Here is a 14,614-nt window from a genome sequence, read left to right as displayed (position 1 = left end):
CAACAAAGGAAGCCTGCGATGACCTTGTGGCGTACCACTCCCAATATCGAGCAGTTGAACGCGATCCAGAAAAACACCATCGGCGAAGTGCTGGATATCCGCTTCGAGTCGTTCGACGACGAGTCCCTGACTGCCAGCATGGTCGTCGACCATCGCACCCACCAGCCTTACGGCTTGTTGCATGGTGGTGCTTCGGTGGTGCTGGCGGAGTCCGTGGGTTCGATGGCCAGTTACCTGTGCATCGACGCCAGCAAATTCTATTGCGTGGGTCTGGAAATCAATGCCAACCACCTGCGAGGCCTGCGCAGCGGGCGGGTGACGGCGGTGGCCAAACCGATTCACATCGGCCGCACCACCCACGTCTGGGACATTCGCCTGACCAGCGATGAGGGCAAGGCCAGTTGCGTGTCGCGGCTGACCATGGCGGTGGTGCCGCTGGGTGAGCAACCGCCGGGGCGGTGATCTCCCAGGCACCATCATCCTGACCGGACTGTCATCATTCCTGGCAGTTACGGTCATTGCCCGGCGCCGTGGTCTTGCGGACAATCAACGCCATGTTTCCCGCTCATGGATTTGCCGGTATGTCGCAACCGATCTTTTTCGCCCACGCCAATGGTTTCCCGTCGGGCACCTACGGCAAGCTGTTCTCGGCGCTGGCGCCCGAGTACCGGGTCGCGCATCTGCAACAGCATGCCCATGACCCGCGCTTTCCGGCGGATGACAACTGGTACAACCTCGTTGATGAATTGATCCATCACCTGCAACAGCAGGATGAACCGGTGTGGGGCGTCGGCCACTCCTTCGGTGGCGTATTGCATCTGCATGCCGCGCTGCGCTGCCCGGAGCTGTACCGGGGCGTGGTGATGCTCGATTCGCCGGTGCTGACCCGCACGGACCAATGGGTGATCCGCGCCGCCAAGCGCTTCGGCTTCATTGACCGACTGACGCCGGCCGGGCGCACCCTCGGTCGTCGGGAAGAGTTTGCCGACCTCGACAGTGCCCGCAGCTACTTTGCCGGCAAGACCCTGTTCCGTGGTTTTGATCCCGAGTGTTTCGACGCCTACCTTCAACATGGATTGCACAAGGTCGGCGACAAGCTGCGCCTGCGCTTCGATCCGGCCACTGAAATCAGCATCTATCGCGGCGTGCCGCACACCAGCCCTGGTCGCACCCGTCAGTTGAAGGTGCCGCTGGCCGTAGTGCGCGGACACAAGAGCCGCGTGGTGATGCGCCATCACACCAGTTTTGTCGGGCGTCTGCCCCAGGGCGAGTCGCTGACCATGCCCGGCGGCCACATGTTTCCTCTGGAGCGGCCGCAAGACACGGCGTTGCTGCTGAAAAACCTGTTCCAGCGCTGGGACAACCGGCTCGCCAGGGATTGCGCATGAACCACGCCTTCGAAGAAGTGCGCCTGAGCCTGCCGCATATCGAACTGGCGGCGCACCTGTTCGGCCCCGAGGACGGATTGCCGGTGATCGCCCTGCATGGCTGGCTGGACAACGCCAACAGCTTCGCCCGGCTGGCGCCCAAGCTCAAAGGCTTGCGCATCATCGCCCTGGACATGGCCGGTCACGGTCACTCCGGGCATCGTCCGAACGGTGCCGGGTACGCGCTGTGGGACTACGCCCATGACGTGCTGCAAGTCGCCGAGCAACTGGGCTGGAAGCGTTTCGGCCTGCTCGGGCATTCCATGGGCGCGATCGTTTCGCTGGTGCTGGCCGGTTCGCTGCCGGAGCGCATCAGCCATCTGGCGTTGATCGACGGGGTGATTCCTCCTACGGACAAGGGCGAAAATGCGGCCGAACGCATGGGCATGGCCCTGCAAGCGCAACTGGATCTGCGGGAAAAACGCAAACCGGTCTACAACACCCTCGACCGCGCCATCGAAGCCCGGATGAAAGGGTTGGTGGCGGTCAGTCGCGAAGCCGCCGAGCTGTTGGCGCAACGCGGGCTGATGCCGGTGCCCGGCGGTTACACCTGGCGCACCGACAATCGCCTGACCTTGCCGTCGCCGCTGCGTCTGACACAGGAACAGGCGATGGCCTTCGTCCAGCGGATCGGTTGTCCTGCGCAACTGGTGATCGCTGCCGACGGCATGCTGGCCAAACATCCCGAGTTGCTGGAGCGGCTACCCTTTAGCCGGGAACAGTTGCCGGGTGGGCATCATCTGCACCTGAACGACGAGTCCGGTGCCGACCTTGTCGCAGACTGTTTCAATCGGTTCTTCGCCATTCCTTGACTTGCACCGGGCAACTGTCGAGGCTGGGCGGGTTGAAATGGGAGACGACCACAATGGATTTCGATACCGCTGCGACCCCGAACCGCCGATCCGGCGCCCCGATCATGCCCGCCCGATGAGCCTGCCGATGCGGTTACTCAGTCTGCTGGCGCTGGGCTTCTTCAGTTCCCTGTCACTCGCTGCCGATCTGCCGGGCAGTCAGGATCTGCCGATCGTGCCGCGCCTGACCGATGCGCAGATCGTCGACTATCGCCCGCCCGTTGAGCTGGAACGGATCTATCCGTTGGGCTCGATCCGCAAGATCAGTGGCCAGTTGCGTTTCGACGGTCAGGTCAGTGCCCGTGGGCAAACCACCTCGATCACCTACGAACTGCCGCCGGAACATTCTTCCAACGAAGCCTTCACCGTTGCCCGCGAAGCCTTGCAGAAACAGGACGCCGAGCTGCTGTTCTGGTGCCAGGCGCGTGACTGCGGCGAGAGCAGCCTGTGGGCCAACGAAGTGTTCGGCAATGCCAAGCTGTATGGCGCCGACGAACAACAGGCGTATCTGCTGCTGCGGCTGGCGGCGCCTCGCGATAACACCCTGGTGGCGCTGTATGGCATCACCCGTGGCAATCGCAAGGCCTATCTGCATGTCGAGCAGTTTGAGGCCGGCGCTCCGCTGGGGGATCTGCTGCCGACCTCGGCAACCCTGTTGCGACAGCTGAAAAGCACCGGAGAGCTGGACTTTCCGAAGCTCACCGGCGATCCGGATGACACCTGGCTTCGCCTGCTCTCCCGGGGTCTGAATCTCGATACCACGCTGCGGGTCACGGTGTCCGGAATCAAGGCGGAGGCCTGGCGCCAGGCCCTGATCGGTCAGGGCGTGCGCGCGGCGCGGATGGAAACCGGCAGCACCGACGGCGCTGGCCTGCGCATCGATCTATTACGCTAGTTGTATTGGGCGAGCATATGCCGCGTGTTCGCCTACGCTTTGCCTGACTGACTTTTTCGAGACTTTACATGCTCAATAACGATCGACTGCTGGTGCAAATCCTCCTGCTGGTGCTGTTCGGTGCCAGTCTTTGGGTGATGGCGCCGTTCTGGTCAGCGCTGTTCTGGGGGGCCGTGCTGGCGTTCGCCAGCTGGCCGCTGATGCGCCTGCTGACCCGTTGGCTCAATGGTCGTGAATCCTTGGCGGCATTGCTGCTGACCCTGGGCTGGATGGTGCTGGTGGCTGCACCGTTGGTGTGGCTGGGGCTCAACCTCGCCGATCATGTGCGCGATGCCACGGCTTTTATCAAGGACGTGCAGGTCGACGGCCTGCCGGAGGCGCCCACCTGGCTGGGCGGTGTGCCGCTGGTGGGCGAGCGTCTGGTGGGGATCTGGAACAGCATCGATCAGCAGGGCGCGGCGATGCTGGTGGCGGTCAAACCCTATCTGGGGCAGGTCGGCAACTGGCTGCTGGCGCGCAGCGCGCAGATTGGCGGCGGGATCCTCGAACTGACCCTGAGCATTGTCTTCGTGTTCTTTTTCTACCGTGACGGGCCGCGTCTGGCGGCGTTTGTCCACAGTCTGCTGGAGCGGCTGGTCGGCGACCGCGCCGGGTATTACATCGAACTGGTGGCGGGCACCGTGCAGCGGGTGGTCAACGGGGTCATCGGTACGGCAGCGGCGCAGGCGATCCTGGCGCTGATAGGGTTCCTGATTGCCGGGGTGCCGGGGGCGTTGGTGCTGGGGATTGTGACGTTCCTGCTGAGTCTGATTCCCATGGGGCCACCGCTGGTGTGGATTCCTGCTACGGCGTGGCTGGCGTGGAAGGGTGAGTACGGGATGGCGGTGTTTCTCGGGATCTGGGGGACGTTCATCATCAGTGGCGTGGATAACGTGCTCAAGCCGTATCTCATCAGCCGTGGGGGGAATTTGCCGTTGGTGATTGTGTTGCTTGGGGTGTTTGGCGGGTTGATTGCGTTTGGGTTTATCGGGTTGTTTATCGGGCCTACTTTGTTGGCGGTGGCTTATAGTTTGTTGACGGATTGGAGTAAGAGTCAGGCTCGGGTTTGATTGGTTCGGCTTTGGCCTTGGCGGCCTCTGGGCCGACCAGGCTCCTGGGTTTTGTTCTGTGTGAATATCCTTTTTTGGGGTGTTGCTGCTGGCGGTTTCGCCCTGACGGTCGAGTCCCTTTTGGCAAACGCCCCAAAAGGAACCAAAAAGTCTTGCCCCGGCGTACGGCCCCTCGCTGGGGCTCGGGGTTCCTTCGTTGCGGGATTCATCCGGGGGGCATCGCCTACGGTTTGCTTCGCTGCACCTCCTCTCGATGTGTTTGGCTTCGCCAAACGGTCGCTGCGCTCCCACCCCCGGATAAATCCCTCCACTCAGCCTGCCGAAGGGGCCGGCACGGCAAGATCAAAAGCGGTACTCGAGCTAACGCTCATTGTGTTGAGTGGTGGGAAGCGGGTGCGGGCTTCGTAGGCTGCTCTTGCTCTTGCTCTTGCTCTTGCTCTTGCTCTTGCTCTTGCTTTTGTGGGAGTGGGCTTGCCCACGAAGGCGGCCTTTGAGCCGACCTGGTTCTGGCGGGTGTACGGCTTCTTCACTGCCACTTCGATCAGTCCCCTCTCCCTTTGGGAGAGGGTTAGGGTGAGGGGCTTTTGATTCTGTTTGTGATCACTACACAGTTTGTCCCCGCAAAATCCGTAAGACGCACATCCCCCCTCAACCGATCGTTCCCACACTCAACCCAGCATGGAAACGATCGCTCTCAAGCCATCACTCAGGTCGCGACATTCAGGTATTTGCCGACGGAGGTCGCGTTATCGAGCGAGTACTGTTTGCTCAGGCTGGCGATCATGCGGTTGAGTGCTTCAGTGCTGGTTTGGGCGCTGGCGGTTTGTTCGTCGTTGGGTCGTTCGCGGCCGGCCTGCAGGGCGGCTTTGAGTTCGTCGCTGCTGACACCGCCGCTGCTGTCGCTGTCCAGGACCTTGAGCAGTGCAGCGCTGGTATCGCTGGTGGTTGAAGAGGTGCTGTCGCTGGTTTGCAGGGCGCTGCTCAGTTCGGTGGCGCTGACGCTGCCGTCGCCATCGGCGTCGAGTTGGCTGAACAGTTCGTCACTGGAGATTTGGGGTGGCGGTGGTGGAGGAGGGGTGAGGCTGGCGGTGAGTTCGTCCTGGCTGACGACGCCGTCCTTGTTTTTATCCAGGGCCGAGAAGACTTCGCTGCTGTCGGCGGTGCTGCCGGCGCTGGTCAGGCCGGTGCTCAGTTCGTCGCCGCTGATGGCGCCGTCACCGTCGGTGTCCAGGGCGCTGATCAGGGCGTCGGCGAGGTCGGTGTTCGGGGCCTGATCGTGAGGTGGTGGCGGAGGGGGCGCCATGGCGGTCATTTCTTCGGCGCTGAGGTTGCCGCTGCCGTCGCTGTCCAGATCGCCGAATTGTTTGCTCAGGCTCACCAGCAAGCCGTCATCGGACTTCTGCGACAGGGCGCTGCTCAGTTCGTCCTGATCCACCGCGCCGTCGCCATTGCTGTCGAGCTTGGCGAACAGTTCTTTTTGCAGTTGCTGGCTGCGGGCGTTTTGCGTGGTGGTGCTGCTGGTGCTGGTATAGCTCGTGTAGTTGCTGACGCTACCGATCATGGGCTCACTCCTTGGACTGGAAAACCGGTGGGTGTACCGGCTTGTGCAGCCTCAAGGCGCAAGGTGTCGTGGGTATGTGGGATTTGTACCGCCTGGTACACAGTTTCCGGCAGTAGGAACTGGCTTGCTCTGCCGGTCAGGTACGCGGCAGGCGAATGATGGCGGTGAGGCCGCCGCCGCGTGTCTCTTCCAGGTTCAACTCGCCGCCCAGGCGTTGTGCCGCTTCCCGGGCGATGGTCATGCCCAGGCCGACGCCGCCGGAGTTGCGGTTGCGTGAACCTTCCAGGCGATAGAACGGTTCGAACACCGCCTCGCGTTTGTCCGCTGCGATGCCCGGGCCATGGTCGATGACAAAGATCAGCAGTTGCTCGCGATGATCCTGCAATTCGATGCGCGCCTGCCCGGCATAGCGCAGGGCGTTGTCGAGCAGGTTGTTGATGCACGAGCGCAGGGCCATCGGCTGTACTTGCAGCGGTGCGCAGTGGCCGCCGACTTCGACATCGGCGCCTTGATCCTGAGCGTTTTCGCACAGCGATTCGACCAGCGCCTGCACATCCATCAATTGCAGGGCCTCGCTGGTGCGCTGTTCGTGCAGGTAGGTGAGGGTGGCGTCGAGCATGCCGATCATGTCGTCCAGGTCCTGGCGCATCTGCCCTTGCAGCTTTTCGTCGTCGATCTTTTCCAGACGCAGTTTCAGTCGGGACAACGGTGTGCGCAGGTCGTGGGACACGGCGCCGAGCATCCGCGCACGTTGCTGCACCTGGCCACGAATCCGTTGCTGCATCAGGTTGAAGGTGTGCGCCGCCTGCCTGGCTTCGCGCGGGCCGGACTCGTCCAGCGGCGGGCTGTCGAGGTCTTCGCTCAGGCGTTCGGCGGCGTCGCTCAGGCGCTGGATCGGTCGGGTCAGCAGTTTGGCGCCGTACCATGCGGCGATGATCAGCGAGATGAACTGAAAGGTCAGCGGCACCAGCGGCCCACCGAACCATGGTCGCGGCGCACGGGGCGGGAAGCGCGAATCCGGAGGGGGGCGTTGCCCGTCGAAGTTTTCGGCGAACGGCGGCGGTGGGGGCGGAGGCGGTGGTCCGTAGAGCCGGAACCAGGCAAAGGCCAGCAGGTGCGCCAGGACAATCGCCACCAACAGCACGCCGAACAGGCGGCCGAACAGCGTGTCGAAGCGCGCTCGCATCAGCCGATGTCCCTGGCGTCGAACAGGTAGCCTTCACCGCGCACGGTCTTGATCAGTTGGGGCGCTTTCGGGTCGTCGCCGAGTTTCTGCCGCAGGCGCGAGACCAGCAGGTCGATGCTGCGGTCGAAAGCCTCGATCGAGCGGCCACGGGCGGCGTCCAGCAACTGTTCGCGACTGAGCACTCGACGCGGACGTTCGATGAACACCCAGAGCAGGCGGAATTCGGCATTGGATAGCGGCACCACCAGGCCGTCGTCGGCGATGAGCTGGCGCAGCACGCTGTTCAGGCGCCAGTTGTCGAAGCGAATATTCGCACGCTGCTCGGTACGGTCGTCGCGCACCCGCCGCAGAATTGTCTGAATCCGCGCCACCAGCTCCCGAGGTTCGAACGGCTTGGCCATGTAGTCATCGGCGCCCAGTTCCAGGCCGATGATGCGATCGGTGGGTTCGCAGCGGGCGGTGAGCATCAGGATCGGGATGTCCGATTCGGCGCGCAGCCAGCGACACAGCGACAGGCCGTCTTCGCCCGGCAGCATCAGGTCGAGCACCACCACGTCGAAATGTTCGGCCTGCAGCGCCTGGCGCATCGCCGCGCCGTCGGTGACACCGCTGGCGTGGATGTTGAAGCGCGCCAGATAGTCGATCATCAGTTCACGGATCGGTACGTCATCGTCGACGATCAGCGCACGGACGCTCCAGCGCTTGTCATCTTTTTGCTCGTCGTTCACGGAGACTTGGGTGTTGTGCATGGGGCTGTTCATCTGCCAGTAGGCGCCAACCACAAAGATAGGCTGCGAGGTTGTGGTTTCAGCATAGGCGTCCGGCCGCGAGGCGGGAAGGGCTGCTGTAAGGACATGTTGCGGCTGGCGAGGCTAGCGCGGGCGCATGTTGCCGGCGTGTCGGTTGTGTATCGGAGTCGACACAATAGCGCCGAACGCTATGCTGATCACGGCCGTTGTCACGATTTACCGATCATCGGGTGCCGCGTCGTGCGCGGTTCCGCTACAATGCGCGCCGATTTCGACTTGCCTGAGAGCCCATCCATGTCCGCCTGCCAGACTCCTATCATCGTCGCCCTGGATTTCCCTACCCGTGACGCCGCGCTGAAGCTGGCCGACCAGTTGGACCCGAAACTGTGCCGGGTCAAAGTGGGCAAGGAACTGTTCACCAGTTGTGCGTCGGAAATCGTCGGCACCCTGCGTGACAAGGGTTTCGAGGTGTTCCTCGACCTGAAATTCCACGACATTCCCAACACCACCGCGATGGCGGTCAAGGCGGCGGCGGAAATGGGCGTGTGGATGGTCAACGTGCATTGCTCCGGCGGCCTGCGCATGATGGCGGCCTGCCGTGAAGAGCTGGACAAGCGCAGCGGTCCGCAACCGTTGCTGATCGGCGTGACCGTGCTGACCAGCATGGAGCGGGAGGACCTGGCCGGTATCGGTCTGGACATCGAGCCGCAGGAGCAGGTGCTGCGTCTGGCGGCACTGGCCGAGAAGGCCGGGATGGACGGTCTGGTGTGTTCGGCACTGGAAGCCCAGGCGCTGAAAACCGCGCACCCGTCGCTGCAACTGGTGACCCCGGGGATTCGTCCGGCGGGCAGTGCCCAGGACGATCAGCGACGCATTCTGACCCCGCGTCAGGCGCTGGATGCCGGCTCCGACTATCTGGTGATCGGCCGCCCGATCAGCCAGGCCGCCGATCCGGCCAAGGCTCTGGCTTCGGTGGTTGCCGAGCTGGCCTGATCAAACACTGAAAACAAATGTGGGAGCTGAAGAGCTCCCACATTGTTTTCAGGCCTTGTTGAACGATCGATTCAGACCTTCAGCACCAACTTGCCGAAGTTCTCGCCGCTGAACAGTTTCATCAGCGTTTCGGGGAATGTCTCCAGCCCGTCGACGATGTCTTCCTTGCTCTTGAGCTGCCCCTTGGCCATCCATCCGGCCATTTCCTGGCCGGCGGCGGCGAACTGCGCGGCGTAATCCATCACCACGAAACCTTCCATTCGCGCCCGATTGACCAGCAACGACAGGTAGTTGGCCGGTCCCTTGACCGCTTCCTTGTTGTTGTACTGGCTGATTGCGCCGCAGATCACTACCCGCGCCTTGAAGTTCAGGCGGCTGAGCACCGCATCGAGGATGTCGCCGCCGACGTTATCGAAATACACGTCCACGCCTTTCGGGCATTCGCGCTTGAGGCCGGCCAGCACGTCTTCGCTCTTGTAGTCGATGGCGCCGTCGAAACCCAGTTCATCGATGAGGAATTTGCACTTGTCCGCGCCGCCGGCGATCCCGACTACCCGGCAGCCTTTGAGCTTGGCGATTTGCCCGGCAATGCTGCCCACCGCACCGGCCGCGCCGGACAGCACCACGGTCTCGCCTTCCTTCGGCGCGCCGACGTCCAGCAGGGCGAAGTAGGCGGTCATGCCGGTCATGCCCAGCGCCGAGAGGTAGCGCGGCAGTGGCGCCAGTTTCGGATCGACTTTATAGAAACCTCTGGGCTCGCCCAGGAAGTAATCCTGCACACCCAGGGCACCGTTGACGTAGTCCCCGACTGCGAACCCTGGATGGTTCGAGGCGATGACTTTGCCTACGCCCAGGGCGCGCATGACCTCTCCGAGGCCGACCGGCGGGATGTAGGACTTGCCCTCGTTCATCCAGCCACGCATGGCCGGGTCCAGAGACAGGTATTCGTTCTTGACCAGGATCTGTCCCGCCGCCGGCTCGCCGACCGGCACTTGCTGATAGGTGAAGGTTTCGCGGGTTGCGGCCCCCACCGGGCGTTTGGCGAGCAGGAACTGGCGATTGGTCTGGTTAGTCATGGCAGGCACTCAACGAAATGAAGTGTTGTTGATAGACCTTCGCCGACGATGCCGCAAGGTTGGCCGATGTCGCGAATGCGCGTTGATCCAGTGCAGTGATAGTCCGGTGGCGGGTTTCATCACTACGATTCATGGGCACCTAAACGGTCATCTGATAGTGCTGACGTGGTGGCGGGTGGTGTGGCTATTCTGCAGACTGAATCCCCCGCAGATATCCGTTCGAGGACATAACAATGAGCATGACGTTTTCCGGCCAGGTCGCCGTCGTTACGGGCGCCGCCAACGGCATCGGCCGCGCGACCGCCCAGGCCTTCGCCGCCGAAGGCCTGAAAGTGGTGGTGGCCGATCTGGATGCGGCCGGGGGCGAAGGCACTGTGGCGCTGATTCGTACAGCAGGCGGCGAAGCGACCTTCGTGCGCTGCAACGTTACCGTCGAGAGTGAAGTGAAAAATCTGATGGATGAGGTGATCAACACCTACGGCCGTCTCGACTACGCCTTCAACAATGCCGGGATCGAAATCGAAAAGGGCAAGCTGGCCGAAGGCACGATGGACGAGTTCGACGCGATCATGGGCGTCAACGTCAAAGGCGTCTGGTTGTGCATGAAGTATCAATTGCCGCTGCTGCTGGCCCAGGGCGGCGGGGCGATCGTCAACACCGCCTCGGTGGCGGGCCTTGGTGCAGCACCGAAGATGAGCATCTATGCGGCCTCCAAGCATGCGGTGATCGGCCTGACCAAGTCGGCGGCGATCGAGTACGCGAAGAAGAAAATTCGCGTGAATGCCGTGTGCCCGGCGGTCATCGATACCGACATGTTCCGTCGCGCTTATGAAGCCGATCCGAAGAAAGGCGAGTTCGCCAATGCCATGCACCCGGTCGGGCGGATCGGCAAGGTCGAGGAAATTGCCAGCGCTGTGCTTTACCTGTGCAGCGACGGTGCCGCATTCACCACCGGCCATTCGCTGGCGGTGGACGGAGGCGTGACCGCGTTCTGAATCGACGGCTGTCGCGCTCATGGAAAACCCGCCAATGTGCGGGTTTTTCTTTGCCCGGGCGCAGGTTCCCCGGATTGGCCGGGCATTGTGTTTCAAATCTTTAGAACGCGCAGTTTTGACGGCTTTGTCGCACAGCCTGATCGGGCTGGCTGTGATTTACTGCCGCCAGCAAAACGAACAGGAGTTTGCTTGCTCATGGAATTGAGAATTGATCGACAGGCAATGGTGCCGGTCGTACAGCAGATTGTTGACGGACTGACCGAATGGATTCAGCAGGGTGACGTGCCCCCGACCACGCGCCTGCCCTCTGTCCGGCACATCGCGCGAAGCAATCTGCTCAGCCAGTCGGCGGTGGTCGAGGCCTGCGAACGACTGGTGGCGCAGGGCATTCTCGCCTCGCGCCAAGGTGCGGGGTTTGTCGTGGCGGCGGCGGGGAAACCGGCCAGGGACTCCGATCCGCTGGCGTTTGGTGGCGGACAGGCCTGGAATGATCCGGCGGGCGAGCCGGACGGGGGATTGCCGCTGGGCTGGGGCAGCCTGCCCGAAAGCTGGCGCGAACCCGATGACCTCAGTTATGCGATTCGCCAGGTCGCGCGCACCGACATGGCCAGCCTGTTCGGCTACAGCACGCCGCTGGGATTGCCGTTGCTGCGGACGCAGATCGCCAGACGCCTGAAATCACTCGATATCCAGACCTGCGACGAACAACTGCTGACCACCGCCGGTGCCAGCCATGGGCTGGACCTGATCGTGCGTACCCTGTTCCGGGCCGGGGATTGCGTGGTGGTCGAAACTCCCGGTTACGCCCCGTTGTTCGATCTGCTGCGGCTGCACGGGATCCGCATGCTTGAAGTGCGACGCACGCCGAGCGGGCCGGATACCGAGGCGCTTGAGGCGTTGCTGCGCCAGTTTCACCCTGTTGCCCTGTTCATCAACAGCCACCATCACAATCCCACCGGCAGTTGTCTGTCGCCCGCCGTGGCTCGACGGATCCTGCAACTGAGTCAGATCCATGATTTGCGCGTGATCGAAGATGATGTCTACGCTGACATGCACAATGGCAGCGGAGTTCGCCTGGCTGCCCTGGACGACGATGAGCGAGTGATCTACCTCGGCAGTTTTTCCAAGACCCTGAGCAGTTCGTTGCGGGTGGGGTTTGTGAAGGCAGACAGTGCCCTCGTTGCGCGTCTGGCGGAAGTGAAGAGGGTCAGCAGCCTGGGCACCTCCCGGTTCTGCGAAGCGGTGCTGGCGAATCTGCTGGCCAGTGGCGCTTATCGCAAGCTGGTTCAGCGCCAGCGCCAGCGCTTGAATATCGATCGGGCGGCAGCGTTGCAGGCTCTTGAGGATGCCGACTGGGAAGTTTTCGGCAAACCGACCGGAGGGCTGTTCATCTGGGCGCGCTCACCGACCGGCGATAACCCGTGCCTGCGGCGGCAGGCCCGGTGTTGCGGGGTTTTATTGTCATGTTCGACGACATTCAGTCCCAGTGGCGAGACCAGTGACTGGCAGCGGATCAACGTGGCGTATGCCTGCGATCCCAGGGCGCGACGGTTTTTCCGCAACAGCACTTCGGATCGACCTCAAGTGTTCTGAAAACGACGCGGGCGTAGCTTTTGGCCATTATTCCGACGCCAGAGACTTGTGCTGTTTCATGGCCGTTGCGACTCTTCGTCAACAGACAATGGCAGGGGACTACGCGCAATGATTTCGGCCGTGCAAGGACGTTTTGCCAACCTCGGTATGGCGAAAAAAATGGGTATCGGGTTTGTCCTGGTGTTGTTGCTGACCGCACTGGTAGCGGCCATTGGTGTCTGGTCCCTGCAAACCATCAGCCAGCGCTTCGATGGTCTCAAGCAGATGTCGTCGCTCAACAGCGGCCTGCTCAAGGTGCGTCTGCTGGAGCAGGACTATGCGCTGCACAGTAATCCGAAAACCGTCGATGCGCTCCATGAGGGAGTGGACGGACTGATCGCCCTGGCCGATCAGCTCAAGGCCCTGTCGCCCGCGAACGTGCCGGTGATGAACGATGTCGAACAGTCGCTGGCGGCCTACCGCAAGGCGTTCGACGAGTTTGTCTCGCTGACCCAGGCCAAGGACCTTGCGCTGGAAATGGCCAGCTGGTCGGTGTCCAGCGTCGCCAACAACCTTGATGTGTTGCAGTCGGGGCTCGCCGATGACGGCGCGTATACCCTGAAGGACACCGAGGGCAAGGATGGCGCGCAGTTCATCGAACAGGCCGGTCAGGTCAGCCAGGTTTCCCGGCTGATGCTCCAGGCCCTGAACGAGGCGCGGGTCCGTCTGGATCAAAGTCGCAAGGGTGATGCCGACAGTGCCGGCAAAGGCAACATCGAGGAAGCCGCCCAGGCCCAGGCTCAGGCCGAGCAGTTGAAGTCCTCGATCAAGGATGAGGGCTACCTGACCGTGCTCAACGAGGTGTCCGGGCATATTGCCGGGTTCAGCGACAAACTCGCCGAATACACCGGGTTGCTGGCGCAGGAAAAAATCGTTTACGAGCAACTGCATCAGCGCGCCGCCGAAGTGGTGGAGCGGGTCGATCAGGCTTATGTCGCGCAAGATGCCGCGATGCAGGGCGAGCTGAAGAAGAACTCGGTGCTGATTATTGGTTCTTCGGCGCTGGCGCTGCTGGTGGGGTTGATTGCCGCGTGGGTCATCACCCGCTTGATCGTTGCGCCGTTGCGCAGCGTGATCGAGGTGGCGCAGCGGATCGCCGCCGGTGACTTGAGCGCTACCGTCCAGGTGACCCGCCGCGACGAAATCGGCCAATTGATGCAGGCCATGCAGCAGATGGGCGAAGGGCTGAGCACGATTGTCAGCGGGTTGCAGGCCGGTATCGAGCAGTTGGCCAGTTCGGCGCAATCACTGTCGGCGGTGACTGAGCAGACCAACCTTGAGGTCAGCAGCCAGAAAGAGGAAACCGAACAGGTCGCCACGGCCATGAACCAGATGACTGCCACCGTTCATGACGTGGCGCGCAATGCCGAAGAAGCGGCGCTGGCGGCGCAGACGGCGGACGATAAGGTCGAGAGCGGTCAGCAGGTGGTGCGTCAGAGCATGGCGCGGATCGAGCAACTGGCGGATTCAGCCACGTCGGCCAGCTCCAGCATCGAAAGCCTCAGCGCGGAAATCCAGAACATCGGCACGGTGCTGGGGGTGATCAAGAGTGTCGCCGAGCAGACCAACCTGCTCGCGCTCAACGCCGCCATCGAGGCGGCGCGGGCGGGAGAGCAGGGCAGGGGGTTTGCGGTGGTGGCCGATGAGGTGCGGGCGCTGGCCCGTCGTACGCAGCAATCGACCGAAGAGATCGAGCGTCTGGTCAGTGCCCTGCGCACGGCGGCGCATTCGTCGGTGCAGCAGATTCAGAGCAGCGGCGAGTTGGTGAAGCTGGCGGTGAGTGATGCGTTGCAGACCGAGAGTGCGTTGGGGAGTATTGCGGCGGCGGTGTCGTTGATTCAGCAGATGAATCAGCAGATTGCGGCGGCGGCCGAGGAGCAGAGTTCGGTGGCCGAGGAGATCAATCGCAGTGTGACCAGTATTCGGGCGAGTGCGGATCAGTCTTCGATTGCGATGCAGGGGAATGCGGCGTCGAGTGTTGAGCTGGCGCAGTTGGGTGGGGAGTTGCGGGGGATGGTCGGGCATTTTCGGCTTTGAGCTTTTTTTGACCTTGGCGGCTTTTGGGCCGACCAGGTTCTTGATTGGTTTGGGTGTATATCCGTTTCTTCGGTAACGGCGGCTTATGGTTTCGCCCTTACGG

At 62.4% G+C, this 14,614-nt stretch carries 14 protein-coding genes and 1 pseudogene; 10 read left to right on the top strand and 5 right to left on the bottom strand.

Features of this window, described 5'->3' with window-relative positions:
* Positions 1-18: 18 nt before the first annotated feature.
* From KVQ74_RS26420 to KVQ74_RS26400, 5 genes are all read left to right on the top strand, one after another.
* Entirely contained in the window at positions 19-462 is a 444-nt protein-coding gene (locus tag KVQ74_RS26420) for a hotdog fold thioesterase (RefSeq protein ID WP_217834324.1), read from the top strand.
* Between the two features lie 119 nt (positions 463-581).
* Complete coding sequence (locus KVQ74_RS26415) at positions 582-1,388, top strand: alpha/beta fold hydrolase (protein ID WP_217834323.1); 807 nt, start codon at positions 582-584, stop codon at positions 1,386-1,388.
* The gene (locus KVQ74_RS26410; protein WP_217834322.1) at positions 1,385-2,239 is read left to right on the top strand and encodes an alpha/beta hydrolase; all 855 of its coding nucleotides are present in this window, start codon (positions 1,385-1,387) and stop codon (positions 2,237-2,239) included. The genes KVQ74_RS26415 and KVQ74_RS26410 overlap by 4 nt, the downstream gene beginning before the upstream one ends.
* Positions 2,240-2,366: 127 nt before the next feature.
* Complete coding sequence (locus KVQ74_RS26405) at positions 2,367-3,173, top strand: DUF4892 domain-containing protein (protein ID WP_217834321.1); 807 nt, start codon at positions 2,367-2,369, stop codon at positions 3,171-3,173.
* A gap of 68 nt (positions 3,174-3,241) precedes the next feature.
* Positions 3,242-4,282 carry an AI-2E family transporter gene (locus KVQ74_RS26400; protein WP_217834320.1) on the top strand — a complete coding sequence of 347 codons (1,041 nt, stop codon included), beginning with the start codon at positions 3,242-3,244 and terminating at the stop codon, positions 4,280-4,282.
* Positions 4,283-4,988: 706 nt separating this feature from the next.
* Here KVQ74_RS26400 and xopAW read toward each other — a convergent pair.
* The 3 genes from xopAW to KVQ74_RS26385 form a co-directional block, all read right to left on the bottom strand.
* Positions 4,989-5,843 (bottom strand): EF-hand domain-containing protein, encoded by an 855-nt coding sequence (xopAW, locus tag KVQ74_RS26395; protein WP_217834319.1) that lies wholly within the window; start codon positions 5,841-5,843, stop codon positions 4,989-4,991.
* 136 nt (positions 5,844-5,979) lie between these two features.
* Complete coding sequence (locus tag KVQ74_RS26390) at positions 5,980-7,029, bottom strand: ATP-binding protein (RefSeq protein WP_217834318.1); 1,050 nt, start codon at positions 7,027-7,029, stop codon at positions 5,980-5,982.
* Positions 7,029-7,778 carry a response regulator gene (locus KVQ74_RS26385; RefSeq protein ID WP_217834317.1) on the bottom strand — a complete coding sequence of 250 codons (750 nt, stop codon included), beginning with the start codon at positions 7,776-7,778 and terminating at the stop codon, positions 7,029-7,031. The genes KVQ74_RS26390 and KVQ74_RS26385 overlap by 1 nt, the downstream gene beginning before the upstream one ends.
* Before the next feature lie 294 nt (positions 7,779-8,072).
* Between KVQ74_RS26385 and pyrF the strand changes: the two genes are divergently transcribed.
* Positions 8,073-8,771: an orotidine-5'-phosphate decarboxylase gene (pyrF, locus tag KVQ74_RS26380; protein ID WP_217834316.1), complete on the top strand. Its 699-nt coding sequence runs from the start codon at positions 8,073-8,075 to the stop codon at positions 8,769-8,771.
* 71 nt (positions 8,772-8,842) lie between these two features.
* Here the strand turns inward: pyrF and KVQ74_RS26375 are convergent, their stop codons facing one another.
* Together KVQ74_RS26375 and KVQ74_RS26370 are read right to left on the bottom strand one after the other, a co-directional pair.
* Entirely contained in the window at positions 8,843-9,847 is a 1,005-nt protein-coding gene (locus tag KVQ74_RS26375) for an NADP-dependent oxidoreductase (RefSeq protein ID WP_217834315.1), read from the bottom strand.
* Entirely contained in the window at positions 9,840-9,980 is a 141-nt protein-coding gene (locus KVQ74_RS26370; RefSeq protein ID WP_217834314.1) for a hypothetical protein, read from the bottom strand. The genes KVQ74_RS26375 and KVQ74_RS26370 overlap by 8 nt, the downstream gene beginning before the upstream one ends.
* Before the next feature lie 100 nt (positions 9,981-10,080).
* Between KVQ74_RS26370 and KVQ74_RS26365 the strand changes: the two genes are divergently transcribed.
* The 4 genes and pseudogenes from KVQ74_RS26365 to KVQ74_RS29700 all read left to right on the top strand — a co-directional run bounded on the left by KVQ74_RS26365 (position 10,081) and on the right by KVQ74_RS29700 (position 14,511).
* Positions 10,081-10,842 (top strand): SDR family oxidoreductase, encoded by a 762-nt coding sequence (locus tag KVQ74_RS26365; protein WP_217834313.1) that lies wholly within the window; start codon positions 10,081-10,083, stop codon positions 10,840-10,842.
* A 195-nt stretch (positions 10,843-11,037) separates the two neighbouring features.
* Positions 11,038-12,435 (top strand): aminotransferase-like domain-containing protein, encoded by a 1,398-nt coding sequence (locus KVQ74_RS26360; protein ID WP_217834312.1) that lies wholly within the window; start codon positions 11,038-11,040, stop codon positions 12,433-12,435.
* 108 nt (positions 12,436-12,543) lie between these two features.
* Positions 12,544-13,653: pseudogene (locus KVQ74_RS29705) on the top strand (HAMP domain-containing protein); the annotation flags it as partial.
* Entirely contained in the window at positions 13,630-14,511 is an 882-nt protein-coding gene (locus KVQ74_RS29700) for a methyl-accepting chemotaxis protein (RefSeq protein WP_404822755.1), read from the top strand. The pseudogene KVQ74_RS29705 and the gene KVQ74_RS29700, both read left to right, overlap by 24 nt.
* Positions 14,512-14,614: the final 103 nt, after the last annotated feature.

Source organism: Pseudomonas botevensis, assembly GCF_019145475.1.
Classification (GTDB): domain Bacteria; phylum Pseudomonadota; class Gammaproteobacteria; order Pseudomonadales; family Pseudomonadaceae; genus Aquipseudomonas; species Aquipseudomonas botevensis.
This window is presented reverse-complemented; position numbering and strand designations above follow the sequence as displayed.

Coding starts and splice junctions, on each gene's coding strand:
- KVQ74_RS26420 (WP_217834324.1), top strand. CDS start 19: ATGACCTTGTGGCGTACCACTCCCAATATCGAGCAGTTGAACGCGATC.
- KVQ74_RS26415 (WP_217834323.1), top strand. CDS start 582: ATGTCGCAACCGATCTTTTTCGCCCACGCCAATGGTTTCCCGTCGGGC.
- KVQ74_RS26410 (WP_217834322.1), top strand. CDS start 1,385: ATGAACCACGCCTTCGAAGAAGTGCGCCTGAGCCTGCCGCATATCGAA.
- KVQ74_RS26405 (WP_217834321.1), top strand. CDS start 2,367: ATGCGGTTACTCAGTCTGCTGGCGCTGGGCTTCTTCAGTTCCCTGTCA.
- KVQ74_RS26400 (WP_217834320.1), top strand. CDS start 3,242: ATGCTCAATAACGATCGACTGCTGGTGCAAATCCTCCTGCTGGTGCTG.
- xopAW (WP_217834319.1), bottom strand. CDS start 5,843: ATGATCGGTAGCGTCAGCAACTACACGAGCTATACCAGCACCAGCAGC.
- KVQ74_RS26390 (WP_217834318.1), bottom strand. CDS start 7,029: ATGCGAGCGCGCTTCGACACGCTGTTCGGCCGCCTGTTCGGCGTGCTG.
- KVQ74_RS26385 (WP_217834317.1), bottom strand. CDS start 7,778: ATGCACAACACCCAAGTCTCCGTGAACGACGAGCAAAAAGATGACAAG.
- pyrF (WP_217834316.1), top strand. CDS start 8,073: ATGTCCGCCTGCCAGACTCCTATCATCGTCGCCCTGGATTTCCCTACC.
- KVQ74_RS26375 (WP_217834315.1), bottom strand. CDS start 9,847: ATGACTAACCAGACCAATCGCCAGTTCCTGCTCGCCAAACGCCCGGTG.
- KVQ74_RS26370 (WP_217834314.1), bottom strand. CDS start 9,980: ATGAATCGTAGTGATGAAACCCGCCACCGGACTATCACTGCACTGGAT.
- KVQ74_RS26365 (WP_217834313.1), top strand. CDS start 10,081: ATGAGCATGACGTTTTCCGGCCAGGTCGCCGTCGTTACGGGCGCCGCC.
- KVQ74_RS26360 (WP_217834312.1), top strand. CDS start 11,038: ATGGAATTGAGAATTGATCGACAGGCAATGGTGCCGGTCGTACAGCAG.
- KVQ74_RS29700 (WP_404822755.1), top strand. CDS start 13,630: ATGCAGGCCATGCAGCAGATGGGCGAAGGGCTGAGCACGATTGTCAGC.